The organism is Seonamhaeicola sp. MEBiC01930 (assembly GCF_045277075.1).
Lineage (GTDB): Bacteria > Bacteroidota > Bacteroidia > Flavobacteriales > Flavobacteriaceae > Seonamhaeicola.
The window spans coordinates 3,111,373-3,125,720 of sequence record NZ_CP104270.1 but is presented as its reverse complement, the minus strand read 5'-3'; the positions used below and the strand labels follow the sequence as shown (position 1 = coordinate 3,125,720).

The 14,348-nt window shown below is 33.0% G+C and carries 12 protein-coding genes; 9 read left to right on the top strand and 3 right to left on the bottom strand.

Features of this window, described 5'->3' with window-relative positions:
* Window positions 1-66: 66 nt before the first annotated feature.
* Both N1F78_RS13495 and thrC read left to right on the top strand, forming a co-directional pair.
* Complete coding sequence (locus tag N1F78_RS13495) at window positions 67-990, top strand: homoserine kinase (protein WP_406685691.1); 924 nt, start codon at window positions 67-69, stop codon at window positions 988-990.
* A gap of 3 nt (window positions 991-993) precedes the next feature.
* The gene (gene thrC / locus N1F78_RS13490) at window positions 994-2,286 is read left to right on the top strand and encodes a threonine synthase (RefSeq protein WP_406683691.1); all 1,293 of its coding nucleotides are present in this window, start codon (window positions 994-996) and stop codon (window positions 2,284-2,286) included.
* A 173-nt stretch (window positions 2,287-2,459) separates the two neighbouring features.
* Here thrC and N1F78_RS13485 read toward each other — a convergent pair whose 3' ends face one another.
* On the bottom strand, window positions 2,460-4,508 hold the full coding sequence (locus tag N1F78_RS13485) for a carbohydrate-binding protein (RefSeq protein WP_406683690.1): 2,049 nt from the start codon (window positions 4,506-4,508) through the stop codon (window positions 2,460-2,462).
* A gap of 293 nt (window positions 4,509-4,801) precedes the next feature.
* Here N1F78_RS13485 and gcvT point away from each other — a divergent pair, with 293 nt between their 5' ends.
* The 7 genes from gcvT to N1F78_RS13450 all read left to right on the top strand — a co-directional run bounded on the left by gcvT (window position 4,802) and on the right by N1F78_RS13450 (window position 12,557).
* Complete coding sequence (gcvT, locus tag N1F78_RS13480; RefSeq protein ID WP_406683689.1) at window positions 4,802-5,884, top strand: glycine cleavage system aminomethyltransferase GcvT; 1,083 nt, start codon at window positions 4,802-4,804, stop codon at window positions 5,882-5,884.
* Window position 5,885: 1 nt separating this feature from the next.
* The gene (locus N1F78_RS13475; protein WP_406683688.1) at window positions 5,886-6,797 is read left to right on the top strand and encodes a glutaminase; all 912 of its coding nucleotides are present in this window, start codon (window positions 5,886-5,888) and stop codon (window positions 6,795-6,797) included.
* A gap of 23 nt (window positions 6,798-6,820) precedes the next feature.
* Complete coding sequence (locus tag N1F78_RS13470) at window positions 6,821-7,654, top strand: sugar nucleotide-binding protein (protein WP_406683687.1); 834 nt, start codon at window positions 6,821-6,823, stop codon at window positions 7,652-7,654.
* 53 nt (window positions 7,655-7,707) lie between these two features.
* Complete coding sequence (locus N1F78_RS13465) at window positions 7,708-7,998, top strand: 4a-hydroxytetrahydrobiopterin dehydratase (protein ID WP_406683686.1); 291 nt, start codon at window positions 7,708-7,710, stop codon at window positions 7,996-7,998.
* A gap of 63 nt (window positions 7,999-8,061) precedes the next feature.
* Window positions 8,062-8,808, top strand: coding sequence for a YebC/PmpR family DNA-binding transcriptional regulator (locus tag N1F78_RS13460; protein WP_406683685.1), 747 nt, complete (start codon window positions 8,062-8,064; stop codon window positions 8,806-8,808).
* 22 nt (window positions 8,809-8,830) lie between these two features.
* Complete coding sequence (locus N1F78_RS13455; protein ID WP_406683684.1) at window positions 8,831-9,826, top strand: Gfo/Idh/MocA family protein; 996 nt, start codon at window positions 8,831-8,833, stop codon at window positions 9,824-9,826.
* A gap of 121 nt (window positions 9,827-9,947) precedes the next feature.
* Window positions 9,948-12,557, top strand: a complete 2,610-nt coding sequence (locus tag N1F78_RS13450; protein WP_406683683.1) for a zinc-dependent metalloprotease — start codon at window positions 9,948-9,950, stop codon at window positions 12,555-12,557.
* A gap of 173 nt (window positions 12,558-12,730) precedes the next feature.
* Here the strand turns inward: N1F78_RS13450 and N1F78_RS13445 are convergent, their stop codons facing one another.
* A complete protein-coding gene (locus N1F78_RS13445) occupies window positions 12,731-13,279 on the bottom strand; it encodes a 1-acyl-sn-glycerol-3-phosphate acyltransferase (RefSeq protein ID WP_406683682.1) in 549 nt (182 codons plus the stop codon).
* Between the two features lies 1 nt (window position 13,280).
* Window positions 13,281-14,342, bottom strand: a complete 1,062-nt coding sequence (locus N1F78_RS13440; protein WP_406683681.1) for an iron-containing alcohol dehydrogenase family protein — start codon at window positions 14,340-14,342, stop codon at window positions 13,281-13,283.
* Window positions 14,343-14,348 lie beyond the last annotated feature (6 nt).

Here is a 14,348-nt window from a genome sequence, read left to right as displayed (position 1 = left end):
ATGGAATTACACAAAGAAAGTGACATTTCCTGCTCCAGTGCAGCAGAAAGTTATTTAATAGATAAAATGAACGAAATAAGAATATTTTCTCCAGCAACAGTAGCCAATGTGTCTTGCGGTTTTGATGTTATGGGCTTTTGTCTTGATAGCGTTGGAGATGAAATGGTTATACGCAAAGTAGAAAAAAAAGGTATTCATATAACTAAAATAGAAGGGTTTGATTTACCATTTGAAGCAGAGAAAAATGTTTCAGGAGTTTCTGCTTTGGCTATGTATGAAGCAATTGATATTGATTTTGGTTTTGAAATTGAAATCTATAAAAAGATAAAACCAGGAAGTGGTATTGGAAGTAGTGCCGCTAGTGCAGTTGGAAGTGTTTTCGGAATGAATGAACTTTTAGGAAGACCTTTTAATAAAATACAGTTAACCCAGTTTGCCATTAAAGGTGAAGCTTTAGCCAGTAAATGTGAACATGCCGATAATTTGGCACCAGCTATGTTTGGGGGGTTTGCATTAGTTAAAAGTGTTTCCCCTTTGGAAATATTAGAAATACCTTCTCCGGAAGATTTATATGCCACTATTATTCATCCGCAAATAGAAATTAAAACATCTGAATCTAGAGGTTTATTACCAAAAGAAGTTCCCTTGCAAGATGCTATTAAACAATGGGCCAATTTTGGTAGTTTAATCCATGGTTTGCACTCAGGTGATTTTGAAGTTATAAAAAATGCCTTGCATGATGTTATTGTAGAGCCCTATAGAAGTAAGTTGATTCCGCATTTTGAAGAAGTTACAAAGACTGCGGTTGAAGCCGGAGCCTTAGGCTCTGGTATTTCAGGCTCTGGACCTTCAATATTTTCTTTAAGTAAGGGTGTGGAAAATGCTATAAATGTGAAAGATGCTGTTGAAAAAGTATATGCTAAAACAGGTATTGAATTTGATATGCATGTATCAAAAATAAATAGCAAAGGAATTAAAATTTTGAATTAAAAAATGAACTATTACTCTCTAAATAAACAGGCACCAGATTCAACTTTTGAGAATGCTGTTGTAAAAGGATTGGCCCCAGATAAAGGTTTGTATTTTCCTGAAAGCATTACGCCTTTAGGTGAAGATTTCTTTAAAAACATAGACAACTTATCTAATACAGAAATAGCCCTAGAAGCTATTAGGCAATTTGTGTCTCCTGAAATTCCGGAAGATGTTTTAAAAACAATTGTTGAAGAAACCTTGTCATTTGATTTTCCAGTAGTACAGCTTAATGAAAATATCTCTACATTAGAATTGTTTCACGGGCCAACAATGGCGTTTAAGGACGTTGGAGCACGCTTTATGGCACGCTGTTTAGGTTATTTCAATAAAAATAATAATAACGAAGTTACCGTTTTAGTAGCAACCTCAGGAGATACTGGAGGCGCAGTTGCAAATGGTTTCTTGGGGGTTAAAGGAGTTAATGTAGTAATACTTTATCCTAGCGGAAAAGTTAGTGATATTCAAGAAAATCAGCTTACTACTCTTGGTCAGAATATTAGAGCTTTAGAGGTAAATGGTACTTTTGATGATTGTCAAGCCATGGTTAAAAAGGCTTTTTTGGATGAAGAATTAACCAGCCAAATGCAACTAACTTCAGCAAACTCCATAAATGTTGCGCGTTGGTTACCGCAATTATTTTATTTTATGTTTGCCTACAAGCAACTACATAAAAAGTATGATGATATTGTGTTCTCTGTACCAAGTGGAAACTTCGGGAACATATGCGCAGGCATGATGGCACAACAATTAGGCTTACCAATAAAACATTTTGTGGCATCAAACAATGTAAATAATGTAGTAACACGTTATTTACAGTCGCAATTATATGAGCCAAAACCATCTATCCAAACTATTAGTAATGCTATGGACGTTGGAGCACCAAGTAATTTTATTAGAATTCAGGAGATTTACAAAAATCAATTTGAAAATTTAAAAGAAAACGTTTCTTCATATAGCTTCACTGACGATGAAACTAGGGAAGCCATGTTAGAAATGTATAATGCATTTAATTACGTTGCTGATCCACACGGAGCTGTTGGATATTTAGGTAGTAAAGAATATCTAAATGAAAATCCAAATGTACATTGCGTATTTTTAGAAACGGCACACCCTACAAAGTTTTTAGATGTTGTTGAGGAGGTTGTTAAAGAGAAACAACCGCTACCTGAACAAATTCAAGAAGTAATGGGAAAAGAAAAAGTATCTACTATTATTTCTACCTATTATGATTTGAAAGGTTTTTTATTGAGCTGATGTTTTAAATAATGATAAGACAAATATTTATCTCATAAAATTTAAATAAAAAAGCTCAGAACGATAGTTCTGAGCTTTTTTATTCATTAACTTCTGACAGAAATATAAGATTAATTCTGCCTATATAGTTTTTTTATTATTAATCTAAAGGTAAGACACCATACCTTTTATTTCTATCTCTTAATTATCTTTTTAACCTGTACTCCGCTATCATTTATAAATCTAAGAAAATGAATTCCCGAGTTTAGATTACTCAAAGACAAAGCTTCTTTATTTCCTAAAATTAGATGCTTTCCTTCCAATACACCATTAATGTTAAACACTTCAAGCAAAGCTCCTTCCGCTCCATTAATAACAAGTTCATTGATTACGGGATTTGGATAGATATTCACCCCATGCAATGTGTTGCTATCTTCAATACCTAAAATAGCTGTTCCCTGAAATGATATCCAATCTATATTGAACAGATAGCCGGAACCCCCAACAAAAACAAAATATAAGTCATGAACCCCAGAAACATTAGTAATGTTACCCTCTACAACATCCCAGTTAGTCCAATTTCCAGTACCCGATACACTTACAGTTCCTAATAAAGTACCTGTAAGGCTATCTAATCTCACCTCAATAGTCCCTCCACTTGTCTTACTAGAAGTATTTACCCTTACCGAACTTAAATCTATATTTGTTAAGTCTATATTGTTATAAGCTGCCCAGTCTCCATTCTCTATAAATCCTATATGGCCGCCTTGAGCCTGTATTCCAGACATAGAATCAAAACATTCTGACCTTATATAATTTACCGTATTATCACATGCCCCGGTATATTCACAACCATCTAAATAATTAATCGTATTTGCAGAACCAAAATCGGTAACAATACTACATGTGGTAATATCGCAATTACTAGAACCTTCTCCTAAGTCTATAGCCCCGCCTGTGTTGTTATAAACCGTTGCTCCAGAAAAATTGGTAGTTACTTGGTACATTAAATTACTACCCTCTTGATGCCTAAAAGACCTGTAACTCCCCATTTGAATGGACATATCTTCAGGAATATTAGTAACATTAGAATTAAAAGTAAACGTTCCTCCAGTTGAACTAGCTAAACATTTAGAACCATTATAATAGCCATTTTCTGGATCTAATAGTGTAACTACTCCATTTATGCTACTACTACCGTTAAAAGCTGGACCATAAGCGGCATCTGCATAGCAATTTATAACTTCTCCTCTACCAATGGCGAAACCATTTTCATTTCCTATAAGTGTAACATTTTCTACATGGTTTTGACCAGAACTTTGAGAAATTGTACAACCAGACCTAGTGTTTTTTACTGTTGTGTTTTTAATTGTAATATCGTTAGAACCTCTTTGATATGAAACACCATTAATGGTTGTTGTTCCAGCATTATAAGAACGTATTCCTGCTTCACAAAGTGCAAGCATAAAACCCGATGGAAGTCTATATCCCCAAGTGGTCATAAAGTCTAAATTATCAGCAATACTTCCAGTACCTTCTTCGGTTAAAATATCATCAGTGGTTCTCATCTCTCCTTCAATATAACACCCTTCTATAGTAGGGTGATTCGCTGCTTGCATAAAAACACAATGCCCAAAAGCCCTGTGAATCATAGTTGTGTTTTTAAGGGTGTTGTAATCTCCTCGTATTAAAATACCGCTATGTTTATCTAATGGGGTAAGTGAGCCACCACCCTTTCCAAAAATATCTCCATAACCATAAGGCAATGATCCTTTGGCTGTAACATGAAAACCTTCTACTAAATTATGTTGCCCATCAATTGCCATACTAAGAGCACCGCGTCTTGGATTGTCATGTACAGATCCAATGTCTTCTAAAGTTAAATTTTTGAGTATATTATTATTACCAGCTATACGAATTTCATAAACATCATTATTTCCAAACTCTCTAAATACGCCTGTTTCAACTTGGATTTTAACATCAGTAAAATCATAAGTACTGTTATTTCCAGAGAATTTAAATAAAGTGTAGGGGGTATTACTTCCTATAGTTTCATAGCCCCCATAAAAAGAAGCAGTGGCTGTTGTAATTGTATAAGTTCCTGGTGCTAACTTAATATTAGCATTATCATCATCCAGATATGGTATCAATGCACTTAAAGAGTTAACCGTTGTTTGAGCTTGCATATTATTAATTCCACAAAGGATTACGGATATAATAATAAGTAATATGTTCTTTTTCATTTTTATTTATTTAGTCAAATACAAAATAAATATAAACGCCACGGTGCTAATATTAATTATTACCCAAACAATCTAAAATATTACCCATGCTTACTTTAATATAGTAAGTAATTCCATTTTATTGCGCATTGCATTTATTTAATTTTTTAATTAAAAATTTGAAATACTACTCGAATTTTGTCACTATAAAAACAACTTGGATATATAGATTTTCTTTGGATGTTTTATCAATTTTCAAGAAAAAAAAATCTTGTATTTTTGCTCCACTTAAAAATTAAATTCATTAATCAAATATGAAACAAACATCCTTAATAACAACCCACCTTGCCTTAGGTGCCAAAATGGTACCTTTTGCCGGATATAATATGCCCGTTCAATATGAAGGTGTAAACATTGAGCATGAAACAGTAAGACATGCCGTTGGTGTTTTTGATGTATCTCACATGGGGGAGTTTTTGATTGAAGGCGAAAGTGCCTTAGATTTAATTCAAAAAGTTAGTAGTAACGATGCCGGTAAGCTGACTATTGGAAAAGCTCAATACAGCTGTATGCCTAATGAAACTGGTGGTATTGTTGATGATTTAATTATTTACAAAGTTAAAGAAAACACCTATTTATTAGTTGTTAATGCTAGTAACATTGAAAAAGATTGGAATTGGATTGCCTCTAAAAATGATGTTGGAGCTACTATACGTAATTTGAGTGATGACTACTCTTTACTTGCCATTCAAGGCCCAAAGGCCGTTGAAGCTATGCAAAGCTTAACTAGTCATGATTTATCAGCTATTAATTTTTACAATTTCATTGTTGGAGATTTTGCTGGCATTGAACATGCCATTATATCTGCAACAGGTTATACTGGCAGTGGCGGATTTGAAATCTATTGCAAAAACTCTGAGGTAAAACAAATCTGGGATAAAGTTTTTGAAGCTGGAGCCAATTTTGGAATTAAACCTATTGGATTAGCAGCTCGTGACACCTTAAGATTAGAAATGGGGTATTGCCTTTATGGAAATGACATTGACGACAACACCTCTCCTATTGAAGCTGGTTTAGGTTGGATTACAAAATTTACTAAAAATTTCACCAACTCTAAAGCATTAGAGGATGAAAAACGTCGTGGACCAGAAAACAAACTGGTCGCATTTGAATTAGATGAACGTGGCATTCCTAGAAAAGATTATGATATAGTTGATGGCAATGGCAATAAAATTGGACGTGTAACTTCAGGAACCATGTCTCCTAGCCTTGGTAAAGGTATAGGTTTAGGATATGTTCCTAGAGTTTTTGCTGATATTGATAGTAAAATCAATATTCAAATAAGAAAAAAAACAGTTCCCGCTACTGTAGTAAAACTTCCATTTTACAAGAATTAGAATGAATTTTCAAACCGTTTTAAATGATATTTATAATCATGTGGTCTCTGTTAAAGATAAGGGAACTATAGCCTCTTATATCCCAGAATTAGCGCATGTTGATATTAATAATTTTGGATTGCATTTAAAAATAAAAAACGGTGAGGAATACGGTGTTGGGCATTACAATAAGCCATTTTCTATTCAAAGTATTTCAAAGGTGTTAGCACTTGCCTTGGCAGCTTCACAAAAAGGCAGTACCATTTTAAATAGATTAGGCGTAGAACCTTCAGGTCATCCTTTTAATCAATTAGCACTTTTGGAAATAGAAAATGGTATTCCTAGAAATCCCTTTATTAACTCAGGCGCTATAGTTGTTGCAGATATATTAGTAACTTTATTTGAAAATCCCGTTGAGAGTTTCTTAAATTATATTAGAGATCTTACTGGAGACAAAAACATTAATTACAACCCTAATATAGCTAAGTCTGAAAAAGAAAGTGGCTATAGAAATTATGCAACCGCTAACCTTTTAAAGTCATTTGGCAACTTACACAATTCGGTTGAAGAAGTTTTAGATTATTACTTCATGCAATGTGCACTTGAAATGACTTGTGAACAAATTACAAAATCATTTCACCTATTCGCAAATAAAGGGAAATGCCTGTTTGAAAAAACTCGTTTAACTGAGCAGCAAGTAAAACGTATTAATGCTATTATGCTTACCTGCGGTTTTTATGATGAAGCTGGTGAATTTGCATTCGAAGTTGGATTACCTGGAAAAAGTGGTGTAGGCGGCGGTATAGTAGCTCTTCTTCCTGACAACTACGTAATTACCACTTGGGCACCTGGGCTAAATGAAAAAGGGAATTCAAAACTTGGTATGCTAGCTTTGGAGCAGTTTACAACTAAAACACAACTCTCAATTTTTTAGATAGTTACTAGCTTAGATGAAGTATGATTAAACGTGATGGAAAGCATAGAATATTAATACTTGGTGTTAGCGGTTTTATTGGTAACGGTATCTATAAAGAGCTTTGCTCATACTTTAAAACTTATGGCACATACAGAACTTCCAAAAAACAATATGAGAAAAACCACCAATTTTTTCAATTTAATTTTGAGGAAGACGACATCTATGAAATTCTAGATATTGTAAAGCCTACTATAATCATTTCAGCATTAAGGGGTGATTTTTCAAAACAAGTAATCTTACACCAACACCTTTCAGAATATGTTTTTTCTAAAAAAATTAAAATAATATACTTATCATCCGCTAATGTTTTTGATGCATACAGTAAATACCCCAGTTATGAAGATGATAAAACCTTAAGCAATAGTATTTATGGGCATTTAAAAATTAAAATTGAAAACATGTTACAACGTTTACCAAAAAAATATGTTGCCATTTTAAGGTTACCAATGGTATTTGGTTCTCAATCGCCTAGAATATTAGAAATTCTCCAAAACATAAAAGATAAAGAACCTGTAGAGGTGTTCCCTAATTTGGTGATGAACGTTACTAACGATGACAAACTTACGCAACAAGTACATTATATTGTTAACAGAAATAAATCTGGCATCTTTCATTTGGGAAGCACAGATTTAGTACATCATGACGACTTTATTAAGGAGATGGTTGAAGAACTCACCACAATAAAAGCAATTTACAAACAAGTGTACACAACAAATGACGAGCGTTATCTAGCAGTCTTACCAAAAACTAACAAACTCCCTAAACACTTGCAAATAATAAGTTCAGACATTATTAATGAATTAAAATTAAATTGAATTCAATAGTTAAATTTGTTACATTTAATAGTTATTAACTAACTCTTATACTTATGAGCAAACTATCTGAACAAGAAATAGAAAAAAAATTATTACGATTTCCTGATTGGGAGTACTTCAACAATGCCATTAATGCTGAATTTGAATTTGAAAATTTCAGAGACTGTTTTAGCGCTATGAGTAGAATAGCGTTTGAATGCGAAGCATTGAACCATCACCCTAATTGGACAAATGTTTACAACGTACTTACCATTTCATTATCTACACATGATGCCGAAGGTATAACCAAAAAAGATTTTGAGTTGGCAGAAGCCATTGAAAACATTGTAGAACCAGTAGAATAAATTTGTCTTAGACTGAAAAACGAATTATTTTCGCTTTTTCGAAATTAAAAAACACGTATAATTATGGGAAGAGCTTTTGAGTTCAGGAAAGCAAGAAAAATGAAACGTTGGTCAGCAATGAGTAAAGCCTTTACACGTATTGGTAAAGACATTGTTATGGCTGTTAAAGAAGGAGGTCCTGATCCAGATAGTAATTCTCGTCTTAGAGCGGTTATACAGAATGCCAAATCTGTAAACATGCCTAAAGATAATATAGAACGGGCTATAAAGCGTGCCTCTGATAAGAACCAAGGTGATTATAAAGAGGTGATATTTGAAGGTTACGCACCCCATGGAATAGCTGTTTTAGTTGAAACTGCTACAGATAACAATACACGTACCGTAGCAAATGTAAGAAGCTATTTTAATAAATGTGATGGTAGTTTAGGAACCTCTGGGTCTGTTGTTTTTATGTTTGACCACACCTGCAACTTTAAAATTACAGGTGATAATTTAGATTTAGAAGAATTAGAATTAGAACTTATAGATTTTGGTGTTGAAGAAATATTTGAGGATACTGATGAAGATGCAGACGGAAATGAAGTAAATAGCGTTATGATATACGCGCCTTTTGAAAGTTTTGGTAAAATTCAGGCCTATTTAGAAGAAAACAGCATTGAAATTCTATCTTCTGGGTTTGAACGCATTCCTCAAGTTACTAAACCATTAGATGCTGAAAAAGTAGCTGATGTTGAAAAACTGTTAGAAAAACTGGAGGAAGATGATGACGTACAAAACGTGTATCATACCATGCAAGAACTTACCGATTAAGATTAATTTCAATTTTTAATCCATGTCTAACTCCATTAAATCAGATAAAACAATTAAATGGGGAATCATAGGGTGCGGTAATGTTACCGAAGTTAAGAGTGGACCAGCTTATAAAATGACTGAAGGCTTTGAACTTGTAGCTGTTATGAGACGTGATGAAGCTAAAGCAAAAGATTATGCTGAAAGACATCAAATAAAAAAGTATTATTCTGATGCCGATGCATTAATCAATGACGAAGAAATTGATGCTGTTTATATTGCCACACCTCCAGACAGTCATAAATATTATGCCTTAAAGGTTGCTGATGCGGGTAAAATCTGCTGTATTGAAAAGCCAATGACCCCTTCTTATTCAGATAGCCTATTTATATACAATACTTTCAAGCAAAAGAATACCCCTCTTTTTGTAGCTTACTACAGACGCTCATTACCACGTTTTTTAAAGGTAAAAGAATGGCTTAATAGTAATCAAATTGGAGAGGTAAGACATATTAATTGGATTCAAACCAAACCCGCTAGCAATAAAGATAAATCTAAGGTTTATAACTGGAGAACAGATTCTAAAATAGCACCTGGTGGTTATTTTGATGATTTGGCAAGCCATGGCTTAGATTTGTTTGCTTTTTTATTGGGAGATTATGCAGATGCCAGCGGTTTTGCCACCAACCAACAGGGTTATTATAATGCACCAGATGCAGTAACTGCCAATTGGATTCATGATAGTGGGGCTACTGGATCTGGGACTTGGGATTTTGGAGCTGATGATCATTTAGACAAAGCAGTTATTTTTGGGAATAAGGGAAAAATAGAATTTGCCGTATTTCACGATAAACCTTTGGTTTTAACTTCAAGTAATAAAAATGAATCTTTAATTCTGGAAAATCCAAAGCACATTCAGCAATTTCACGTAGAGTGCATGAGGGGCGAACTTATAAATAATAACTGTAAGCACCCATCCAATGGCAAATCTGCTTTGCACACTAATTGGGTTATGGATAAAATTCTAGGAAAAATCTAATAAATTAGAATTACAAATATGTGCTTTAACATTTATTTGTAACAAATTTATTTGTATTTAGTTAAATTTGGTATCATTTTATAAAAATGACTTCTAATTATTTAACTACAATGTACGTTCTATGAGTTTCAAAGTATCAAATCACACCAAACTTAGTTTAGTTTTGTTTTTATTAGTAGCTTTTCTAATGCCTCAAAATATAGATGCCCAAAAGAAAAAAAACAAAAAGAAAAAAGATGAAGCTGCCACAGTTATTCCAAAAGTAAAGCCTACCCCTAAAAAGACTATTGCTTCTTTAACCAAATCTAGTAAGAAAATTGATGGGTTGTTTACTTTCTACCAAGATACTATTACCGGAAAACTTCAAATGGTAATTTCTAAAGATGATATAGATAAAGAGTTTATTCACTTTGCACAAATAGCCGATGGTGTTGTTGATGCTGGAAGAGTAAATAGAGGATCTTACAAGGGTTCAAGAATTATAAAAATTACCAAACATTTTAATAAAATTGAATTTATACAACAAAATACATCCTTTTATTTTGACCCAAATAATGCTATTTCAAAAGCAAAAAAAGCTAATATTTCTGATGGCAATTTGGCAAGTATACAAATTGAAGCCACCGATAATAAAAATGGTTTATACTTAATTAATGTTGATAATCTTTTTCTTAAAGAAACTTTTATTCAAATCAAACCATCAAAATCAGCTGGAACCTCAATTAAAACATTCACCTTAGGCAACTTAGACAAAAATAAAACCAAAATAAACTATATAAGAAACTACCAAGACAACACAAATATTGAGGCAGAATATGTATACTCTAAATCTTCAACTTTAGGTAATGGGTCTGAAGCCGTGACTGATGGAAGAAATGTTAGTATTAAAGTAAACCACAACCTAATTGAAATGCCAGATGATGATTACGAGGTAAGGTTTGATGATCCAAGAGTAGGTTATTTTATTAATGAATTTAACGACCAAACTAGTACAGGCACTGTACCATATAGAGATTTAATAAACCGATGGAATCTCAAGAAGAAGAACCCGGAATTAGACGTATCTGTACCAGTTGAGCCTATAACATGGTGGATGGAAAATACTACACCAATAGAATGGCGTGAAACAATTAAAAATGCCATATTGGAATGGAATATAGCTTTTGAAAAAGCTGGTTTTAAAGATGCTATTGTGGTAAAGCAACAACCTGATGATGCAACATGGGATGCTGGTGATATAAAATATAATGTAATGCGTTGGACATCGTCCCCAAATCCTCCGTTTGGTGGCTATGGTCCAAGAGTGGCAAACCCCAGAACTGGTGAAATCATTGGTGCAGATATAATGATGGAATATAATATATTTTCAGGAGGTGATTATATTTCAAAAGTTTTTGACTCGGGCGATTCTAGTGATTCAAACACGGAATTTAATCCTTATCATGTTAAAGAAAATGTTATTTCTGAAGAGCATTGTACATTCGCACATGGTATGCAAGCAAACTACCATTTTGCTAAAACCGCAGCTAAGGTTTATGGCAACTCAAAATTTGAGTTAAACAAAATTCAAAAGGAAGTACTAACTGCTGTAGTTATTCATGAAATTGGACATACATTAGGGTTAAATCATAATTTTAAAGCAAGTCAATTATACTCACCAGAACAACTAGCAGATGCTGATTTTATAAAAGGTAAATGTTTAACAGCTTCTATTATGGATTATGCCATTGTCAATGTTACTAAAGATAGAGAGAAACAAGGGCAATATGATGATGTTACAATTGGTCCTTATGATATTTGGGCTATTGAATTAGGTTATACGCCTTTTAAGTCTGAAGCTGACCGTCAATCTTTACTAAACGAATCTACAAAGCCTGAACATATTTTTGGTAATGATGCTGATGATATGAGGGCTCCAGGTAAAGCAATTGACCCAAGAGCAATGATTTTTGATCAATCTAGTGACCCAATAAAGTATGCTATAGATAGATTTGAACTATCAAATGACCTTATGAAAACAATTAAGGATAAATTCACAAAGAATGGTGAAACTTATCATGAATTAAGGCGTGTGTATTATACGTTAAGTGGACAAAAAGCCAATGCCGCTACTGTAATATCAAGGTATATTGGTGGGGTCTATATAGATAGAGCTATGGCTGGTCAAAAAGGTGAAACTAAACCCTATACACCTGTAAGTTTAGAGGATCAAAAACGTGCTATGAAAGCTTTAAAAGATTATGTGTTTGCGCCAAACGCATTTGATGCTCCTAACAATTTATATAATTTCTTAGCTAGACAACGAAGAGGTTTTGATTATTCACAGGAAGACCCAAAAATTCACAATCAAGTATTGGCTTACCAAAAGCGTGTTTTAAGTCACTTGCTACATCCAAATACTTTACAACGTATTACCGATTCTGAATTATATGGTAATAACTATAGTTTGTCATCATTCATGACAGATTTAAACGCAGCAATTTTTAATGCAGATATTTATGGCAATGTTAATACGTTTAGACAAAACTTACAATTAGAATATACTAATAGATTAATAGCACTATTAACAGGAAAACAAAAGAATAATTTTACTTATAATGCTAAATCAATGGCGCTTTATAATTTAAAAAGAATTAGATCTATGGCTGCCCCATCTGGCAACACCATTTCAAGAGCACATAAACAACATTTAAGCACTTTAATTGATAATGCCTTAAAGGAGATTAAATAATTTATTTACTACAATAAAAAAAGCTATTTCAATATGAAATAGCTTTTTTGGCTTTTAAGTGTATTAGTTGATGTTTCTTTTTAGTGACAATAAATTGTTTACTTTATGTTTCATTTACTAGCACATATTATTGAAAACAATTTCTATGCCAAAATGCATTTTTAAATGTCTTTTTAAGAATACTCAACCACTTTACCCCTCACCCCTTTGTAAAATGATTCCATAAACTTAAAGTCTGCCTTTGAGTCATTAGTAGGATAAAAAGGTTCTGATATTTTGTTTTGCTTATTCTCAAAATCTAAGGTAAACATGATAATTGGTACTTTTGCTTTCTTAGCAATATAGTAAAATCCGGTTCGCCACTCTTTTACTTTTTTTCTTGTACCTTCTGGGGCCATTGCTATTCTATATTCATCTTTTTTTTCAAAAATTTCTGCAATCCTCTCTACTTTATTTTCATTGGAATATCTATTTACTGGAGAACCACCTAAAGCTCTAAAAAACCATCCAAAAGGAAACTTAAATAAACTTTTTTTTCCAACGAAATTCACTTTTACACCAAGAACAGAACGTAATAGAACGGCAATATAGAAATCATGCCAACTTGTATGAGGAACAGCTATAATAACTGCTTTCTTTATATCATGTTTAGAAAAACTTATATTTCCAACTACCTTCCATCTAAGAAGTTTGTAGTAAATAAATTTTGCTAAACATTGCATGTTACATTTTTAGATATAAAGATTTTAATTTTTTTCTAGTAATGATTTTTTTCCAGTTAGCTCCTAAAGCATTCTCCCATAGTGGTACTAAACTAAGAGCTACATCAATCATAATATCTAGTTCTTTATCACTTAAATCCGCACAAATACCTTGAGGTAAAGTGATATTATGCTTTTCTTTCATCTTTTTAAAGATAGCTACCCCTTCAGGATAAAACTCTTCTAAATGATTGAACACAATACAATTTCCAATGCCGTGTTTAGTTCCTAACAAATAAGACAACCCATAACTCATGGCATGTGCTACGCCAACTTGAGAATATACAATACTCATTCCACCATGCCATGAGGCCATCATAAGCTTTTCTTGAGCTTCTTTTTCATTTAACTGGTCTTCTAAAAATATTTCTTTACATAATGATAACGCCATATCTCCATACGTCTGACTAAACGTGTTTAAAAAAGTGCCATTAAGAGATTCTATACAATGAATATAACAATCCATTCCCGTATAAAACCACTGATCTTTAGGCACATCTTTAGTGAGTTCAGAATCTAATACAACTTGATCAAATGGTGTGTAATCTGAATTAATTCCTAATTTTCTAGTGGGACCTGTAAGTACTGTAGTTCTAGAAACTTCGGCTCCTGTACCTGAAATTGTAGGTATACCAACATGATAAATCGCTTTGTTCTTTACTAAATCCCAGCCTTGATAATCTTTAGTCTCACCTTTATTAGTTAGCATAATTGAAACAGCTTTAGCCAAATCTAATAGAGTACCTCCACCTATACCTATTATACCCGAAGGTAATTCTTTTGAATCCAGTATAATGCCTTCCACCAATTCATCAACTTGTGAGGTTTTTGGTTCCTGAGCTGCAGATATAAAAATAATCTTGTCATTATAAGACAAGGGTATTCTTGATACTAACCACGAATTCCCTTTAAAAACATCATCTACTAAAAATATAAATGGAGCACTTATATTTAATCGCTTTGGAGCTAATATTTCGCTTAATTGATTGAAACTACCTCTGCCAAAAACTACTCTTGGCACCATGGGAAA